Origin of the sequence: Serratia sp. SSNIH1, from assembly GCF_002935055.1 — a bacterium.
Classification (GTDB): domain Bacteria; phylum Pseudomonadota; class Gammaproteobacteria; order Enterobacterales; family Enterobacteriaceae; genus Serratia; species Serratia nevei.
Window position 1 is genome coordinate 2,720,232 of sequence record NZ_CP026383.1, and the last position, 16,869, is coordinate 2,737,100.

At 56.4% G+C, this 16,869-nt stretch carries 15 protein-coding genes, 3 pseudogenes and 1 other annotated feature; of the genes and pseudogenes, 15 read left to right on the forward strand and 3 right to left on the reverse strand.

Translation table 11 applies throughout. The features are described from left to right. Positions 1 to 234 precede the first annotated feature (234 nt). Together C3F38_RS13150 and C3F38_RS13155 are read left to right on the forward strand one after the other, a co-directional pair. Positions 235 to 1,518, forward strand: a complete 1,284-nt coding sequence (locus tag C3F38_RS13150) for a hypothetical protein (RefSeq protein ID WP_055317053.1) — start codon at positions 235 to 237, stop codon at positions 1,516 to 1,518. Positions 1,519 to 1,669: 151 nt separating this feature from the next. Further along, positions 1,670 to 2,803 (forward strand): ABC transporter substrate-binding protein, encoded by a 1,134-nt coding sequence (locus C3F38_RS13155; protein WP_048233540.1) that lies wholly within the window; start codon positions 1,670 to 1,672, stop codon positions 2,801 to 2,803. 37 nt (positions 2,804 to 2,840) lie between these two features. Here C3F38_RS13155 and C3F38_RS13160 read toward each other — a convergent pair whose 3' ends face one another. Continuing rightward, complete coding sequence (locus C3F38_RS13160; protein WP_038877591.1) at positions 2,841 to 3,527, reverse strand: MarC family NAAT transporter; 687 nt, start codon at positions 3,525 to 3,527, stop codon at positions 2,841 to 2,843. 102 nt (positions 3,528 to 3,629) lie between these two features. Then, complete coding sequence (locus C3F38_RS26190; protein WP_047727675.1) at positions 3,630 to 3,818, reverse strand: hypothetical protein; 189 nt, start codon at positions 3,816 to 3,818, stop codon at positions 3,630 to 3,632. Positions 3,819 to 4,075: 257 nt separating this feature from the next. Here C3F38_RS26190 and C3F38_RS13165 point away from each other — a divergent pair, with 257 nt between their 5' ends. The 3 genes and pseudogenes from C3F38_RS13165 to C3F38_RS26600 all read left to right on the forward strand — a co-directional run. Further along, on the forward strand, positions 4,076 to 4,699 hold the full coding sequence (locus C3F38_RS13165) for a hypothetical protein (RefSeq protein WP_055312561.1): 624 nt from the start codon (positions 4,076 to 4,078) through the stop codon (positions 4,697 to 4,699). A gap of 706 nt (positions 4,700 to 5,405) precedes the next feature. Next, positions 5,406 to 5,723, forward strand: a pseudogene (locus C3F38_RS13170) (phage holin family protein). Beyond that, a pseudogene (locus C3F38_RS26600) lies at positions 5,710 to 5,853 on the forward strand (lysozyme); the annotation flags it as partial. The pseudogenes C3F38_RS13170 and C3F38_RS26600, both read left to right, overlap by 14 nt. 11 nt (positions 5,854 to 5,864) lie before the next feature. Here C3F38_RS26600 and C3F38_RS13180 read toward each other — a convergent pair. Continuing rightward, positions 5,865 to 7,032: pseudogene (locus tag C3F38_RS13180) on the reverse strand (IS3 family transposase). 375 nt (positions 7,033 to 7,407) lie between these two features. Between C3F38_RS13180 and thrS the strand changes: the two are divergent. The 10 genes from thrS to btuC all read left to right on the forward strand — a co-directional run bounded on the left by thrS (position 7,408) and on the right by btuC (position 16,847). Continuing rightward, positions 7,408 to 9,336: a threonine--tRNA ligase gene (gene thrS, locus C3F38_RS13190; RefSeq protein WP_025159696.1), complete on the forward strand. Its 1,929-nt coding sequence runs from the start codon at positions 7,408 to 7,410 to the stop codon at positions 9,334 to 9,336. Positions 9,337 to 9,339: 3 nt separating this feature from the next. Further along, positions 9,340 to 9,891: a translation initiation factor IF-3 gene (gene infC / locus C3F38_RS13195; RefSeq protein ID WP_048233542.1), complete on the forward strand. Its 552-nt coding sequence runs from the start codon at positions 9,340 to 9,342 to the stop codon at positions 9,889 to 9,891. Between the two features lie 98 nt (positions 9,892 to 9,989). Next, complete coding sequence (gene rpmI, locus C3F38_RS13200) at positions 9,990 to 10,187, forward strand: 50S ribosomal protein L35 (protein ID WP_004931418.1); 198 nt, start codon at positions 9,990 to 9,992, stop codon at positions 10,185 to 10,187. A 43-nt stretch (positions 10,188 to 10,230) separates the two neighbouring features. After that, entirely contained in the window at positions 10,231 to 10,587 is a 357-nt protein-coding gene (gene rplT / locus C3F38_RS13205) for a 50S ribosomal protein L20 (protein WP_004931417.1), read from the forward strand. A gap of 113 nt (positions 10,588 to 10,700) precedes the next feature. Then, positions 10,701 to 10,823: a sequence feature (Phe leader region), on the forward strand. After that, on the forward strand, positions 10,705 to 10,749 hold the full coding sequence (pheM, locus tag C3F38_RS26410) for a pheST operon leader peptide PheM (RefSeq protein WP_121626058.1): 45 nt from the start codon (positions 10,705 to 10,707) through the stop codon (positions 10,747 to 10,749). It overlaps the preceding feature by 45 nt. A gap of 187 nt (positions 10,824 to 11,010) precedes the next feature. Further along, positions 11,011 to 11,994, forward strand: a complete 984-nt coding sequence (gene pheS / locus C3F38_RS13215) for a phenylalanine--tRNA ligase subunit alpha (RefSeq protein WP_055317054.1) — start codon at positions 11,011 to 11,013, stop codon at positions 11,992 to 11,994. 14 nt (positions 11,995 to 12,008) lie between these two features. After that, positions 12,009 to 14,396, forward strand: a complete 2,388-nt coding sequence (gene pheT, locus C3F38_RS13220; protein WP_055317055.1) for a phenylalanine--tRNA ligase subunit beta — start codon at positions 12,009 to 12,011, stop codon at positions 14,394 to 14,396. Positions 14,397 to 14,400: 4 nt separating this feature from the next. Next, positions 14,401 to 14,697 carry an integration host factor subunit alpha gene (ihfA, locus tag C3F38_RS13225; protein WP_004931414.1) on the forward strand — a complete coding sequence of 99 codons (297 nt, stop codon included), beginning with the start codon at positions 14,401 to 14,403 and terminating at the stop codon, positions 14,695 to 14,697. A 552-nt stretch (positions 14,698 to 15,249) separates the two neighbouring features. Beyond that, on the forward strand, positions 15,250 to 15,660 hold the full coding sequence (locus C3F38_RS13230) for a DUF2502 domain-containing protein (protein WP_038871079.1): 411 nt from the start codon (positions 15,250 to 15,252) through the stop codon (positions 15,658 to 15,660). 179 nt (positions 15,661 to 15,839) lie between these two features. After that, positions 15,840 to 16,847 carry a vitamin B12 ABC transporter permease BtuC gene (btuC, locus tag C3F38_RS13235; RefSeq protein WP_038871076.1) on the forward strand — a complete coding sequence of 336 codons (1,008 nt, stop codon included), beginning with the start codon at positions 15,840 to 15,842 and terminating at the stop codon, positions 16,845 to 16,847. Positions 16,848 to 16,869: the final 22 nt, after the last annotated feature.

The following is a 16,869-nucleotide window of genomic DNA, read 5'->3' on the forward strand; positions in this document are numbered from 1 at the left end:
GCCCTTAGTTTTTTCTGTGCATGCCGGTTTTTTCAGCATTTCCTGTTCGCAAATCGTCCGCTCGGCCGATAAAACATAGACCCGCAGCGGATTTTTCATTATCCTTTGCCGTCCTTTCATCAGGCGTAAGTATGAAATATCGCTTTAATTCACTGATTACTATTAAAAAGTTCGCGGAGAAGGATATCCCGTTAGGCGCAATCGTTGGCGCCGCAGATTAAGGTAGACTGTCTCATGAGTACGATTTCTCCCGATTCAGGCACGCTGACGGCCGCTCAGCCAGCCAAATGGAACAAAACCGACACCGTCTGGATGTTCGGTCTTTATGCCACCGCGGTGGGTGCCGGCACGCTGTTCTTGCCGATCAACGCCGGTTTGAACGGCCCGCTGGTGCTGCTGTTGATGGCGCTGTTCGCTTTCCCGCTGACCTATTTGCCGCACCGCGCGCTCAGCCGCTTCGTGCTGTCCGGCTCCAGCCGCGACGGCAATATTCACGATGTGGTGGTGGAACACTTCGGCGTGCTGGCCGGCAAAATCATCATGGTGCTGTATCTGATGGCGTTCTTCCCGATCGTGCTGGTGTACAGCATTTCGATCACCAACGCGCTGGACAGCTTCCTGATCCATCAGTTTCACGTGGCGCCGCTGCCGCGCATCTGGCTGAGCCTGGCGGTGGTGGTGGTGCTCAATCTGGTGCTGCTGCGCGGCAAAGACAGCATCGTGGCGGCAATGGGCATGCTGGTGTTCCCGCTGCTGGTGTTCCTGATGGGCATTTCGCTGTACCTGATGCCGAGCTGGAATACCGCCAACTTCGTTCACGGCCTGGCCGCCACCCGTTTCGACACGCCGGGACTGTGGCATTCGCTGTGGCTGGCGGTGCCGGTGATGGTGTTCTCCTTCAGCCATGCGCCGATCATCTCTTCCTTCGCCTCGACGCAGAAGAGCCTGTACGGCGACAAGGCGGAACGCCGCTGCGCGCGCATCATGCGCTACAGCTATGTGCTGATCTGCGTCACCGTGCTGTTCTTCGTGTTCAGCTGCGTGCTGAGCCTGTCCCATGAAGATATGCAGCAGGCGAAAGACCAGAACATCACGGTGCTGACCACGCTGGCCAACAAGTTCTCCAACCCGCTGATCGCCTATCTCGGCCCGGTGATGGCGATGCTGGCAATGGCCAAATCCTATCTCGGCACCTCGCTGGGGGTGACGGAAGGGGCGACCAGCCTGATCGACGGCGTCACGCGCGCGGTCGGCAAACCGCTCAGTTCGCGTATGACGCACCGCATCTCGGCGGTGTCGCTGTTCCTGCTCACCTGGGCGGCGACGGTGTGGAACCCCAGCGCGCTGCACATCATTGAAACCATCAGCGGCCCGCTGATTGCCGCCATCCTGTTCATTCTGCCGATGTACGCGGTGCGTGCGGTGCCGGCAATGCGTAAATACCGCGCGGCGAGCAACGTCTTCGTGCTGGTGATGGGCCTGATTGCGCTGTCGGCGCTGATCTACGGCCTGGTGTGATCCTCAGGGCGCGCCGCTTTCCGGCGCGCCTCTTCATCCCGCGTTACACATCCCTTTGCAATTAATCGCCCGGCAACGCGGCGCGACCTTTGATAATGCTAGCCATTCTCATTACTATTCCCTGGTTGAATTGTTTACCAAGGAGCTTTTCGTGCACCGTCGAATCACTCTGTCGGCGCTGGTTTGCGCCGCCGCGCTTTCCGCCCCGGCGATGGCCACTACTTATCCGCTGACCCTGACCGACACTTCCGGCCAGACACTCACCCTCCAGCAAGAGCCAAAACGCATCGTGGTGCAGGACGGGCGCGATATTCTCACGCTGGCGCTGCTCGACCGCGCCAACCCGTTCGATCGGCTGGTGGCCTGGAATAACCTGCTGAAGAAAAGCGATGCGGCGACCTGGGACATCTTGCAAAGCAAATGGCCGGCAGCGAAAAACATCATCGATATGGGGTTCAGCGACAAGGGCGAAGTCAATCTGGAAAGCGTGATCGCCAAACGCCCCGATTTGATGATCGCCCAGCTGCGCTCCAAACCTTCCCTGAACCAAACCGGCGTGCTGGATAAGCTGAAGGCGTTGAACGTGCCGGTGCTGTTTATCGACACCATGCTCAAGCCGGTGGAAAACACGCCGAAAAGCGTGACGCTGCTGGGGGAAACCCTCAACCGCGAAAGCGAAGCCAAGCAATATACCGATTATTATCAGCAGCATTATCAGGCCATTCTGGCCAAGACGCAGGCGGTGGAACCCAAGCCGCTGGTATTCTTTGAGGCCAAGGCCGGCCTCAATGGGCTGGAATCCTGCTGCTTCACCCATGCTCACGTCGGTTGGGGCGCGCTGGTAGAGGCGGTCGGCGCGCGCAATATCGGCTCTGCGCTGCTGCCGGGCGCCACCGGCGACGTGGCGCTGGAGAAAGTGATCAGCATGAAGCCGGACGCCTACATCGTTTCCGGTTCGCAGTGGGCCAGCAAGACCAACGCTGCGGTGCCGTTTGGCTATGGCGTGACGCAGCAGCAGGTGGATGAGGCTTTCAACCGCATGAAGCAGCGCCCGGGGTTCGCTCAGGTGTCGGCGGTGAAGGAAGGGCGGTTCTACGGCATCTACCATAACTTCTACAACCACCCGTACAACATCGTCGGGCTGGAGTATCTGGCGAAGTTTATCTATCCGGCGCAGTTCCCGGATCTGGATCCGGCCAAGACCTACAGCGAGATCCTCAGCCGCTTTACCGAAGTGCCGGAAGGCAAGGGCATTTTGGGCGCGCAGGCGCCGGCGGGGAAATAACGGCAACGGGCGCGACGATCGCGCCCGTTTTTTATCGTCAGGCGGCCGGCGTATAGGTGGAGATAATCTCCAGTACGCCGTTGATGATGAACTGCACGCCCATGCACACCAGCAGGAAGCCCATCAGGCGCGAGATCGCCTCGATGCCGCTTTTCCCCACCAAGCGCATGATGGCGCCGGAACTGAGCAGGCAGCCCCACAGGATCACCGCGACCGTCAGAAAGATGGCGACCGGTGCCACGGCCAGCACCCAGGGTTCAAAACCCAGCGTGTTCGCTTTGACGCTCGACGCCGAGCTGATGATCATCGCGATGGTACCCGGCCCGGCGGTGCTCGGCATGGCCAATGGCACGAAGGCGATGTTGGCCGACGTCTTATGGCGCAGCTCGTGTGACTTGCTCTCCACCTCCGGTGCCTCTTCAGGGCTCTGCTGGGGGAACAACATGCGAAAACCGATGAAGGCGACGATCAGCCCGCCGGCGATGCGCAGGCCGGGGATCGAAATGCCGAAGGTGTTCATCACCACCTGCCCGGCGTAAAACGCCACCGTCATGATGCAGAACACATAAACCGAGGCCATCAGCGACTGCTGATTACGCTCTTCGCGCGTCATATTGCCGGACAACCCGAGCAGCAACGCCACCGTGGTCAGCGGGTTGGCCAGCGGCAACAGCAGTACCAAACCCAGTCCGATGGCCTGGAATAACTGCAAAATACCCGTCATAAAAAACTCCCTGTGCAACGTTCAAGCCGCCAGGCGGCTCATGAGCTGAACAGCCTAGCCTGCCGCGTGCCTGGCGGCAATGGGGATAGCTCGGAAGGTTAATTAACCGTCGGCCGGCGTTTCCTCTTCGCCATTGCACTCGCCGGCGAGCTCCGGTTCATCCTCACAGCCCAGCGGCGCTTCATTGACCGCAATCGCTCGCGGCACTGAACGCGCGCCGAAATGCACCAGCCCATACAGCGTCGCTAATACCGCGCATAGCACGACGAGGACTGCGAGTAACCGGTTCATATTTGCATGGGCCTCGGTGGGAGCTGACTGGTTTCAGGATAGTGGCTGGCGGCGAAGACCGCCACGTGGAGCAGATATATCGCCGAGCGGCGATGACAAAATGCGCTGCGTTCGGAAAAGGTGCGCAATTTTTGTTTTTTTTATGGCCTTTTTCGCTGCAGTTGGCCGGTAAAGGCCGGCGTTTCGCATCAATTGCTACACCCTGCAGGCTCAGCTGCCTACCATAGGCGCGCTTTAAAACGATAATGAGACTGATTATGCAAGACGAGTTGAAACTTTTACTGGGGAAAATCGGCGCATTCGCGCTTTCCGGCGCTTTTTTGGCGGCCTTGGTCGGCCTGGTGTTTATCGACGTACACTGGCTGCACAACTTCGTGCATGAAACCTCGCTGACCGAAGTGGCGCAGGAACTGTTGCTGCTCGCCATCGCCGGTGGTTTTTTCGCCGCGGCCTGGCGACAGGCTGAACGCCGCTCCGCCTGGATGCTGGTCGGCGGCTTCTTTCTCTGCATGTTGATCCGCGAGATGGACTTCGCCTTCGATGCGCTGTGGCACGGTGCGTGGGTGTGGTTCGCGCTGGCGGTCGCCTTGGTTTGCCTGTGGTATGCCGCCAGGCACATCGCGGCGACGCTGCGCGGCCTGGCCGATTTCGTAACGCATCCCGGCTACGGCATGATGTGCGCGGGCCTGCTGTGCATTCTGGTGTTTTCACGCCTGTTCGGCATGAGCGCGCTGTGGCAAACGCTGATGTTGGACGGTTATAACCGGGTAGTGAAAAACATGGTGGAAGAGGGCTGTGAACTGCTGGGCTACGGCCTGTGCCTGCTGGCCACCCTGAGCTACATGAAAACCGTTTTTGCGCCGGATGACGCGAAAGCGTGAGGGCGGCGCTTTATTTATCCGGAACAATATTCTCACTCTAACACTAGAAATCCGTCTGATTGTTAAGGTGGATTCAAAAATTTCAAAGGCTGCCTTCGGGTGGCCTTTTTGATCACAACAGGTAAGAGCATTTGCGGCGAGACGGGCGGTAACGTTGCGGTTGAGCGGAGTGTTCTTTCCGTTGTGATGAAGAACAAGATGGCAGTCCGGTCGAGTCGGCAGCATCGGAACCCTTGCAGTCTCATCCGATGACCTATTGTTTGAGATTTTTGCTATATCGCTTATTGTTTAATCGATCTAATTTGTTTCTTCCTGTTAGTAAAATGGAGGTGACTATGGGTAGGATTGAAAATATAGACAGCATTAATTCCGAAATCGGACGAGCGGTTCGCAGTCTTTCCAGTAAAGGCTACGTTGTTTGCTTGAATGGCATACTAGCTAAGCTAGCAGAGGAGCGCATCAATGAACCGAATTTCACGCGTAGGCGTGTACTGACAAGGGCAATTGAGACATTAATTTAATTAATGTTTTTTAGATGCATGTTTAAGTAAGGCCACGACTGTAAGCCCCAGTAAACCGCTGGGGCTTTTTGCATTTCAGCCCCAGCCAACATCCGACACACACCGTATCGCCAAATCGTTTACGGCTGGTGGCAGAACCCTACCCATAACCCGAAGCCGGGAAAGAGCCCCGGAAGGGGGAGGTTATGAAAATGCCCTGGAAGAACGAACCCAACATTCTCTCAATGCTGATTGCGTTCGGCATGACCTTGCTGGGAGCCATTGCCAGTTACTCATTCAAAGTGCTGAACGGCGAGGCCTTCAGTTGGCGCACGCTGTTTCTGCAGCTCTTCGTTTCTATCTTCGCCGGGTTAACCATGGTGATGATCGCCCTGCACTACGACTAGCCGTCAGAAGTGATGGGTGGCGTCTGTGGAATGGCGGGTTGGTCTGGCGCTTCGCTGATTAAGGCGTTAGCGCGTCGATTCCTGAATAAAGCGAGCGATAGCAATGAATATCAGTAAAAGCGGCATTGAGCTGATTAAGCGCTTCGAAGGTCTGCGCCTGAAAGCCTATCAGGATTCGGTGGGCATCTGGACGATTGGTTACGGATGGACGCAGCCAGTTGACGGTAAGAAAGTCGGGCCAGGAATGCAGTGTAGTGGTCAACTAAAACTGGCCACCGCTTTAGAGTTTTTCCAGTATCGGTTTTCCGATTCGTTTGGGGGCAACCCACCGTTATAGTCATGCGGCCTTAGCGAGCTGTAATACCCGACGATATAGTCTGTGATCGCATGAGCAGCTTCGCTAAAGTTTATATAACCTGTCACTGGCACCCACTCGTTTTTCAGGCTCCGGAAGAAGCGTTCCATCGGGCTGTTGTCCCAACAGTTTCCACGTCGGCTCATACTCTGCCTGATCCGGCAACGCCACAGTAACTGCCGGAACTGCCTGCTTGTATAGTAGCTACCCTGGTCACTGTGGAACATCACTCCGGCTGGTTTACCGCGAGCTTCCCACGCCATTTCCAGCGCTTTGATGGTCAGCTTGCTGTCCGGTGAGAATGACATTGCCCAACCCACCGGTTTCCTTGCGAACAGATCGAGAACAACAGCAAGGTAAGCCCAACGCTTGCCTGTCCAGATATACGTCACATCGCCGCACCACACCTGATTAGGTTCTGTTACTACGAACTGTCGCTCAAGGCTATTCGGAATAACGATGTGTTCATGACCACCACGTTTATACCGGTGGGTAGGCTGCTGACAACTCACCAGTCCAAGTTCTTTCATGAGCCTTCCGGCAAGCCAGCGTCCCATTCTGAAACCTCTCAGGGTTGCCATAATCGCGATACTTCTTGCACCAGCGAGCCATGGCTGATGTTATGCAGCTCCAGAACCTGACTGCGTAACACAGCTCGCCTGCCGTCTGGCTTTTTGGGGCTTTTTTCCCAGTATTTGTAGCTGCTGCGGTGAACCCCGAACACGTGGCAAAGTGTGACCACAGGATACTGCGCTCTGAGTTTCACGATTAACGAGAACTGTTCAGGGAGTCCGACATCAAGAGCGCGGTAGCCTTTTTTAATATGTCGTTTTCCATTTCAATGCGTTGTAGCTTTTTCTTCAGCTCACGTATTTCAATCTGTACCGGGGTTATAGGGGAGGCTTTAGGTATTTTGCCCTGTCGTTCATCCCGCAGCTGCTTTACCCATCGCGTCATGGTAGAAAGCCCCACATCCATAGCACTGGCCGCAGCTGCAACGGTGTAGTTCTGATCAAGAACCAGTTGAGCGGATTCGCGTTTAAACTCTGCGCTGAAATTTCTTTTTTTCATTGAGGCACCTGTAATGTTCTGAGGTGAGCATATCACCTCTGTTCAGATGGCCAATTTACTGTGCCACTACACTCGGGGTATCTGTCGTTTTCGTTGAGAATGAAGATCTGCCGGCCGGCGAGTGTTGACTGCTCCGCTGGTGGGTTTGCAGTGATGGTAGCCTACATCGTTCCTAGCCGTTTCACTTATCATGGTGATACAATCACCTTTCCGTTATGGCGTAACAACATAGTACATTTCAAATTGTGTACATATGAGTGTACATATCTGGCAGGGTAAAGCTGGATAGCGTCGATAACATCATGTAGTTAAACAATATTGTATTTCTTCATGTGATCTGTCGTGTGGGTCACCACTGTAGATAAGGAATTATTAATGCCTGTTATTACTCTTCCTGACGGTAGTCAGCGTCATTTCGACCACCCCGTTTCCCCGATGGATGTCGCGCGCGATATCGGCCCTGGCCTGGCGAAAGCCTGTATCGCCGGCCGCGTCAACGGCGAGCTGGTTGATGCCGGCGATCTGATCGAATCAGATGCGCAGCTGGCCATCATCACCATCAAAGATGAAGACGGTCTGGAAATCATGCGCCACTCCTGCGCGCACCTGCTGGGTCATGCGATCAAGCAGCTGTGGCCGGATACCAAAATGGCGATCGGTCCAGTGATCGACAACGGTTTCTATTATGACGTGGATATCGACCGCACCCTGACGCAGGAAGACCTGGATCTGCTGGAAAAGCGGATGCACGAGTTGGCCGATAAGGATTACGACGTCATCAAGAAGAAGGTCAGCTGGCAAGAAGCCCGCGACACCTTCGCTGAGCGCGGCGAAATCTACAAAGTGGCGATCCTGGATGAGAACATCAGCCATGACGATCGTCCTGGCCTGTATCACCACGAAGAATACGTCGACATGTGCCGTGGCCCGCACGTGCCGAACATGCGTTTCTGCCACCATTTCAAGCTGCAGAAAACCTCCGGCGCTTACTGGCGCGGCGACAGCAAAAACAAAATGCTGCAGCGTATCTACGGCACCGCCTGGGCAGACAAGAAGCAGCTGAACGCCTACCTGCAGCGTCTGGAAGAAGCGGCCAAGCGCGATCACCGCAAGATCGGCAAACAGCTCGACCTGTATCACATGCAGGAAGAAGCGCCGGGCATGGTGTTCTGGCACAACGACGGTTGGACTATCTTCCGCGAGCTGGAAGCCTTCGTGCGCATGAAGCTCAAAGAGTACCAGTACCAGGAAGTGAAAGGTCCGTTCATGATGGACCGCGTGCTGTGGGAAAAAACCGGCCACTGGGAAAACTACAAAGACGCCATGTTCACCACCGCGTCGGAAAACCGCGAATACTGCATCAAGCCGATGAACTGCCCGGGGCACGTGCAGATCTTCAACCAGGGCCTGAAGTCGTACCGCGATTTGCCGCTGCGCATGGGCGAGTTCGGCAGCTGCCACCGCAACGAGCCATCGGGCTCCCTGCACGGCCTGATGCGCGTGCGTGGCTTCACGCAGGATGACGCCCACATCTTCTGTACCGAAGAGCAGGTGCGTGCCGAAGTGAACGAATGCATTCGCATGGTCTATGACGTGTACGGTACTTTTGGCTTCGACAAGATCGCCGTCAAGCTGTCTACGCGTCCGGAAAAACGCATCGGCACCGACGACATGTGGACCCGTGCGGAAGAAGACCTGGCCGCCGCGCTGACCGAGAACGGCATTCCGTTTGAATATCAGCCGGGTGAGGGGGCCTTCTACGGACCGAAAATTGAATTTACCCTGCATGATTGTTTGGATCGCGCATGGCAATGTGGTACCGTGCAGCTCGATTTCTTCTTGCCGGGCCGTTTGGGCGCCTCGTACGTTGGCGAAAACAACGATCGCGTCGTGCCGGTAATGATTCACCGCGCCATTTTGGGCTCCATGGAACGCTTCATCGGTATCCTGACCGAAGAATACGCCGGGTTCTACCCGACCTGGATCGCCCCGGTGCAGGTGGTGGTGATGAATATCACCGACAGCCAGTCTGATTACGTCCAGCAATTGACCAAAAAACTGCAGGATGCAGGTATTCGCGTGAAAGCGGACTTGAGAAATGAGAAGATTGGCTTTAAAATTCGCGAACATACTTTACGTCGAGTCCCTTACATGTTGGTGTGCGGCGACAAAGAGGTCGAAGCAGGCAAAGTTGCCGTTCGTACCCGCCGTGGCAAAGACTTGGGAAGCCTGGACGTAAACGAAGTCGTAGACAAGCTGCTGAAAGAGATTCGCAGCCGTAGTCTTCATCAACTGGAGGAATAAAGTATTAAAGGCGGAAAACGAGTTCAACCGGCGCGTCCTAATCGCATTAACAGAGAAATTCGCGCGCAAGAAGTTCGCCTAACCGGCGTCGATGGCGAGCAGATTGGTATTGTCAGTCTGAATGAAGCTCTTGAAAAAGCTGAGGAAGCGGGCGTTGATTTAGTAGAAATCAGCCCAAATGCCGAACCGCCAGTTTGCCGAATCATGGATTACGGCAAATTCCTCTACGAGAAGAGCAAGTCGACGAAAGAACAGAAGAAGAAGCAAAAAGTTATCCAGGTGAAGGAAATCAAATTCCGTCCTGGTACCGATGATGGCGACTATCAGGTCAAACTACGCAACCTGATTCGCTTTCTGGAAGATGGCGATAAAGCCAAAATCACCCTGCGTTTCCGTGGGCGTGAGATGGCGCACCAGCAGATCGGTATGGAAGTGCTTAACCGCGTCCGTAAAGATCTGTGTGAAGATATGGATCTGGCAGTGGTCGAATCCTTCCCTACGAAGATCGAAGGCCGCCAGATGATTATGGTGCTCGCTCCTAAGAAGAAACAGTAAGGCTTACAAGTAATGGAACCCGCGCGACGCTTGCGCCGTGTGGGTTTTATTCGCCCAACTGATTCGTTGTTTAACAATGCGAAGTGGATTTAATTAAAATGCCAAAGATTAAAACTGTACGTGGTGCAGCCAAGCGCTTCAAAAAAACCGGCAGCGGTGGTTTTAAGCGTAAACATGCCAACCTGCGTCATATTCTGACCAAAAAAGCAACCAAGCGTAAACGTCACCTGCGTCCGAAAGGCATGGTGTCTAAAAACGATCTGGTCCTGGTTACCGCGTGCCTGCCGTACGCATAAGCCATTTTTTTTGAATTTAGAATAAGACTTTAGGAGAGAGCATATGGCTCGCGTAAAACGTGGTGTAATTGCACGCGCACGTCACAAGAAAATTATGAAGCAGGCGAAAGGTTACTACGGTGCCCGTTCGCGCGTATATCGTGTTGCCTTCCAGGCAGTAATCAAAGCAGGCCAGTATGCTTACCGTGACCGTCGTCAACGTAAGCGTCAGTTCCGTCAGCTGTGGATTGCACGTATCAACGCAGCTGCTCGTCAGAACGGTCTGTCTTACAGCAAGTTCATCAACGGCTTGAAAAAAGCGTCGATCGAAATTGACCGTAAGATCCTGGCTGACATCGCAGTCTTCGACAAAGTGGCCTTCGGCGCACTGGTTGAGAAAGCGAAAGCAGCTCTGGCGTAAGTCAGTAGAAGAGGGAGCTTGCTCCCTCTTTTAATCTTTGTTTTCAGCGACAAATATTGACTTTTATTGGCCGCCGCTATATCACTGGTGGGCAATCATCGACAAGGTACCGCAATCATGCACGCAGCTATTTTTCGTTTCTTTTTTTACTTTAGCGCCTGACTTCAGGAGGCTTTGCGCGTAAGAAAAGAAACGAAAAGTAGCGCCTAAGCCTCCCTCGTGGAGGCTTTTTTGTTTTTGGCCATCGTCCCGCCTTGCAAAGCGTTGCGGTGAGAGCGGCAGGCGTTGAGCGAGCCTTGTGCCTCGCTGGTGAGTCGCCTGGCCGGCAACGTATTGAAAAGTCTTTGAAGATTGCTCAAAGGCGTGTTCGAATAATAGATAACAATTACTTAGGGCCATCCCGGCCAGAGGAAGAGGAAAGCAATGCCACATCTCGCAGAGCTGGTTGCCAATGCCAAGGCAGCCGTAGAAGATGCCCAGGATGTTGCCGCGTTAGATTTGGTACGCGTCGAATATTTTGGCAAGAAAGGTCATTTCACCTTGCAGATGCAGTCTCTGCGCGACGTACCGGCGGAAGACCGTCCGGCGGCCGGCGCGGTGATCAACCAGGCCAAGCAAGAGGTGCAAGACGCGCTGAACGCGCGTAAGAACGCGCTGGAAAGCGCCGCGCTGAACGCGCGCCTGGCGGCTGAAACCATCGACGTGTCCCTGCCGGGCCGTCGCATGGAGAACGGTGGCCTGCATCCGGTGACCCGCACCATCGACCGTATCGAAACCTTCTTTGGCGAGCTGGGCTTCTCCGTTGCCACCGGCCCGGAGATTGAAGACGATTACCATAACTTCGACGCGCTGAACATTCCAGGGCATCACCCGGCGCGCGCCGACCACGACACCTTCTGGTTCGACGCCACGCGTCTGCTGCGCACCCAGACGTCCGGCGTGCAGATCCGCACCATGAAGAACCAGCAGCCGCCGATCCGCATCATTGCGCCGGGCCGCGTTTATCGTAACGACTACGATCAGACGCACACCCCAATGTTCCACCAGATGGAAGGGCTGATCGTCGATAAAGACATCAGCTTCACCAACCTGAAGGGCACGCTGCACGATTTCCTGAACAACTTCTTTGAAGAAGACCTGCTGGTTCGTTTCCGTCCGTCCTACTTCCCGTTCACCGAGCCGTCCGCTGAAGTGGACGTGATGGGCAAGAACGGCAAGTGGTTGGAAGTGCTGGGCTGCGGCATGGTGCATCCGAACGTGCTGCGCAACGTGGGCATCGATCCGGAAGTTTACTCCGGCTTCGCCTTCGGCATGGGCATGGAGCGCCTGACGATGCTGCGTTACGGCGTCACCGACCTGCGCGCATTCTTCGAAAACGATCTGCGTTTCCTCAAACAGTTTAAGTAAGGCGGGAATATCACATGAAATTCAGTGAACTCTGGTTGCGCGAGTGGGTAAACCCGGCCATCAGCAGCGAAGCATTATCCGATCAAATCACCATGGCCGGCCTGGAAGTGGACGGCGTGGATCCGGTTGCCGGCGCGTTTAACGGCGTCGTCGTGGGCGAGGTGGTCGAGTGCGGCCAGCACCCGAACGCCGACAAACTGCGCGTCACCAAGGTTAACGTAGGCGGCGATCGCCTGCTCGACATCGTCTGCGGCGCGCCAAACTGCCGTACCGGCCTGAAAGTGGCGGTCGCCACCGTGGGCGCGGTGCTGCCGGGCGATTTCAAAATCAAGGCCGCCAAGCTGCGCGGTGAACCTTCGGAAGGCATGCTGTGCTCGTTCTCCGAGCTGGGCATTTCCGACGATCATGACGGTATCATTGAGCTGCCGCTGGATGCGCCGATCGGCACCGACATCCGCGACTATCTGAAACTGAACGACAACACCATCGAGATCAGCGTCACGCCGAACCGCGCCGACTGCCTGGGCATCATCGGCGTTGCGCGCGACGTGGGCGTACTCAACCAGGTTGCGCTGACCGAGCCGGACATGAGCCCGGTAGCCGCCGCCATCGACGCCACGCTGCCGATCCGCGTTGACGCGCCGCAGGCGTGCCCACGCTATCTGGGCCGCGTAGTGAAAGGCATCGACGTCAAGGCGCCAACCCCGCTGTGGATGCGTGAAAAACTGCGTCGCTGCGGTATCCGTTCTATCGATGCCGTGGTTGACGTCACCAACTATGTGCTGCTGGAGCTTGGCCAGCCGATGCACGCCTTCGATCTGAGCCGCATCGACGGCGGCATCGTGGTGCGCATGGCGGAAGAAGGGGAAACCTTGACGCTGCTGGACGGCAACGAAGCCAAACTGAACGCCGACACCTTAGTGATCGCCGATCATCAAAAAGCGCTGGCGATGGGCGGCATCTTCGGCGGCGAGCATTCCGGCGTCAACGGAGAAACTCAGGACGTGCTGCTGGAGTGCGCCTTCTTCAGCCCGCTGTCGATCACCGGCCGCGCGCGCCGTCACGGCCTGCACACCGATGCTTCTCACCGCTATGAGCGTGGCGTCGATCCGGCGCTGCAGTACAAAGCGATGGAGCGCGCCACGCGCCTGCTGCTCGACATCTGCGGCGGCCAGGCCGGCCCGGTTATCGACGTGACCGATGAAAACGAACTGCCGAAGCGCGCTACCATCACGCTGCGCCGCGAGAAGCTGGATCGTCTGATCGGCCACGTGGTGCCGAGCGAGCAGGTTAGCGACATTCTGCGCCGCCTGGGTTGCCAGGTAACCGAACAGGGCGACAGCTGGCAAGCGGTCGCGCCGAGCTGGCGTTTCGATATGGAGATCGAAGAGGATTTGGTGGAAGAAGTGGCGCGCGTTTACGGCTACGACAACATCCCGGATGTGCCGGTTCGTGCCGATCTGGTGATGACCCAGCATCGCGAAGCCGATCTGACGCTCAAGCGCGTGAAGACCATGCTGGTGGATAACGGCTACCAGGAAGCGATCACCTACAGCTTCGTCGATCCGAAAGTGCAGGCATTGCTGCATCCGAATGAAGAAGCGCTGATCCTGCCGAGCCCGATTTCGGTCGAGATGTCGGCGATGCGTCTGTCGCTGTGGACCGGCCTGCTGTCTGCGGTGGTGTATAACCAGAACCGCCAGCAGACGCGCCTGCGTCTGTTTGAAAGCGGCCTGCGCTTTGTGCCTGATAGTGCGGCAGATCTGGGTATCCGTCAGGACGTCATGCTGGCAGGCGTGATCGCCGGCCATACGCACGATGAGCATTGGGATCTGGCGCGCAAGCCCGTCGACTTCTATGATTTAAAAGGGGATCTGGAGTCTGTTCTCGAGCTGACCGGTAAATTATCCGAAATTCAGTTCCGGGCGGAAGCCAATCCGGCCCTGCATCCAGGGCAAAGTGCGGCGATTTATTTGCACGGCGAACGCGTAGGTTTCATCGGTGTGGTTCACCCGGAACTTGAACGTAAACTGGATCTTAACGGCCGCACCGTGGTGTTTGAACTGGAGTGGAACAAGCTTGCGAGCCGCGCCGTGCCTCAGGCGCGGGAGATTTCGCGCTTCCCGGCAAACCGCCGTGATATCGCCGTTGTGGTGGCTGAAAACGTCCCTGCAGAAGATATTTTGGCCGAGTGTAAGAAAGTTGGCGCAAATCAGGTAGTTGGCGTAAACTTGTTTGACGTGTACCGTGGCAAGGGCGTGGCAGAAGGTGACAAGAGCCTGGCTATCAGTCTGGTATTGCAGGATACCGCTCGTACACTGGAAGAAGAGGAGATAGCCGCTACCGTTGCAAAATGCGTAGAGGCTCTAAAACAGCGATTCCAAGCATCCTTGAGGGATTGAACCTATGGCGCTTACTAAAGCTGAAATGTCAGAACACCTGTTTGAGAAGCTTGGGCTTAGCAAACGGGACGCCAAAGACCTGGTGGAACTGTTCTTTGAAGAGGTCCGTCGGGCCCTTGAGAATGGCGAACAGGTAAAACTGTCGGGTTTTGGCAACTTTGATCTGCGTGACAAGAACCAACGTCCGGGGCGTAACCCGAAGACCGGCGAAGACATTCCGATTACGGCGCGCCGCGTGGTGACCTTCCGTCCGGGGCAGAAGCTGAAAAGCCGGGTAGAAAACGCCAGCCCGAAAGGGTGAGTGACGTGACATCAAAAAAGGCCGCTTGCGCGGCCTTTTTCTTTTTTTGGGAAAATTCAGTTTATTCCTAATGGGCAATGTAAGAATTAAAGTTATTCATTAAAGCACTACGGCAAAAATTTATTTAATCTTATTTGCGGAATATTCTTATATCTTATTTTGTGTGATGGGTGGCCTTATTTTTCATTTCAATAACGACCATAATAATGGCCTGGGCCGTCGCCGCGGTGGCCGCCGCCCCAGTGCGGGCCCCAGCAGCAGGCGCTGAGGCTTAAGGCCAGGGCCACAACGGCCAGCAACATACCTATACGTTTAATCATCTTATTATCCTCCGGTGGGAATCCATTTAATTATAATTGTCTTGCGGCTTGAGAGACGTCAGTTATTCGTTAAACCTTGTCAGTGGTTATGATAATTAAAGGCGGCGGCAAACAGTGTAGAGATTGTGTAAGGCCGTCGAAAACGATCTGAAAATAGGCATCGATGAGATAGTCGTTAAATAAGCACGCTGATATAACCACTGCAGCAAGAAAAATAGAGTGAGAAGGTAAAATGAAAAAGATCCTGTTGCTGGTGTGTTTCCCACTGTTGCTGCCGCTGGCGGCGCAGGCCGATGTGTCCGTCGATATCAACGTGCCGGGCGTTTCCCTGCATCTGGGGGATCAGGACCGTCGCGGCTACTACTGGGATGGCTACGACTGGCGTCCACCGCAGTGGTGGCATGCGCACCAGGGCCGCGGTCTGGGTGAGCGCAATGCGCGCGGTTTGTATTGGGACGGCGGACGCTGGCAACCTTCGCCGCCGCGTGGCTATGAGCATCGCGAGCCGGAACGCAGCGGCAATCCGTTCCACGGCGATCGCGATAATCGCGACCGCCGTCATGACGATCGGGGTGACCATGATCGCCGCGATGACGGCCGCGGTCAGCCTTATCCGCCGGGCAACGCCGGCCCACATCGTTAATCCCTGAGTTTATCGGCGGCTGGTTTTGCCATCATCATGGTGATGACGGGCAGGGCCAGCCGCTGCTTTCCTGCGCCATCGCCTACGCAAGGCTTCCCCTTGCGGCGTTAACCCCCTAATATTCGACTCAGACGTCAATTATCCGGCCACGACAGCGGCCGGCAGGGAACCGCCGCGCCATGCCAACCAGCCGTACTTTCACCTTACTGTTGCAACATCAGCGCTACCGCGATAAACGCCAGGTCACTCTGCTGGCGCTGGGCGTGACGGTGGCGTTGCTGTTCAGCCTTTGCGCCGGTGATCAATGGATATGGCCGTCAGAGTGGTTCAGCGATCGGGCGCAGCTGTTCGTTTGGCAACTGCGTTTACCGCGCGCGCTGGCGGTGATGCTGGTCGGCGCCGCCCTGGCGGTGGCGGGCGCGGTGATGCAGGCGCTGTTTGAAAACCCGCTGGCGGAGCCCGGTCTGCTGGGGGTGGCTAACGGCGCCGGCGTCGCGCTGGTGTTGACGGTGCTGTTAGGGCACGGTTTGTTGCCGGTGGCGCTGATGAGCGCCGCCGCGATAGCCGGTGCGCTGGCGATGACCTTTTTGCTGCTGGGCTTCGCTCGGCGTCGGCGCCTGACCAATGCGCGGCTGTTGCTGGTTGGCGTGGCGCTGGGCATCGTGTGCAGCGCGCTGATGACCTGGGCGGTCTATTTCAGCACCAGCCTCGATCTGCGGCAGCTGATGTACTGGATGATGGGCGGTTTTGGCGGCGTCGACTGGCGGCAAAAGTGGCTGGTGCTGGCGCTGCTGCCGGTGCTGCTGTGGCTTTGCGGCCAGGGCAGAGCGCTCAACCTGATGGCGCTGGGCGAGGTACAGGCGCGGCAACTTGGGCTGTCGCTGCATCTGTGGCGTAATTTGCTGGTGCTGGCGATCGGCTGGCTGGTCGGCGTCAGCGTGGCGCTCGCCGGAGTGATTGGTTTTGTTGGGTTGGTGATCCCGCATATTTTGCGGCTCACCGGCCTGACCGACCAGCGCTATCTGCTGCCGGCCTGCGCGCTGGCGGGAGCTGGGGTGTTGCTGGTGGCCGATGTGATCGCCCGCGTTGCGCTGCTGGCGGCCGAGCTGCCGATCGGCGTGGTGACCGCCACGCTGGGGGCGCCGCTATTTATCTGGTTACTGACCCGGACAAAGGGCGTAAGGTAGTTTTCTTCATTCACCTGCCATT

What these genes read in the sequence shown, in the direction of transcription:
- btuC (WP_038871076.1), top strand. Translation starts at nt 15,840, where the DNA reads ATGCCAACCAGCCGTACTTTCACCTTACTGTTGCAACATCAGCGCTAC.
- C3F38_RS13150 (WP_055317053.1), top strand. Translation starts at nt 235, where the DNA reads ATGAGTACGATTTCTCCCGATTCAGGCACGCTGACGGCCGCTCAGCCA.
- ihfA (WP_004931414.1), top strand. Translation starts at nt 14,401, where the DNA reads ATGGCGCTTACTAAAGCTGAAATGTCAGAACACCTGTTTGAGAAGCTT.
- C3F38_RS13230 (WP_038871079.1), top strand. Translation starts at nt 15,250, where the DNA reads ATGAAAAAGATCCTGTTGCTGGTGTGTTTCCCACTGTTGCTGCCGCTG.
- pheT (WP_055317055.1), top strand. Translation starts at nt 12,009, where the DNA reads ATGAAATTCAGTGAACTCTGGTTGCGCGAGTGGGTAAACCCGGCCATC.
- rpmI (WP_004931418.1), top strand. Translation starts at nt 9,990, where the DNA reads ATGCCAAAGATTAAAACTGTACGTGGTGCAGCCAAGCGCTTCAAAAAA.
- C3F38_RS13165 (WP_055312561.1), top strand. Translation starts at nt 4,076, where the DNA reads ATGCAAGACGAGTTGAAACTTTTACTGGGGAAAATCGGCGCATTCGCG.
- rplT (WP_004931417.1), top strand. Translation starts at nt 10,231, where the DNA reads ATGGCTCGCGTAAAACGTGGTGTAATTGCACGCGCACGTCACAAGAAA.
- C3F38_RS13160 (WP_038877591.1), bottom strand. Translation starts at nt 3,527, where the DNA reads ATGACGGGTATTTTGCAGTTATTCCAGGCCATCGGACTGGGTTTGGTA.
- pheS (WP_055317054.1), top strand. Translation starts at nt 11,011, where the DNA reads ATGCCACATCTCGCAGAGCTGGTTGCCAATGCCAAGGCAGCCGTAGAA.
- C3F38_RS26190 (WP_047727675.1), bottom strand. Translation starts at nt 3,818, where the DNA reads ATGAACCGGTTACTCGCAGTCCTCGTCGTGCTATGCGCGGTATTAGCG.
- thrS (WP_025159696.1), top strand. Translation starts at nt 7,408, where the DNA reads ATGCCTGTTATTACTCTTCCTGACGGTAGTCAGCGTCATTTCGACCAC.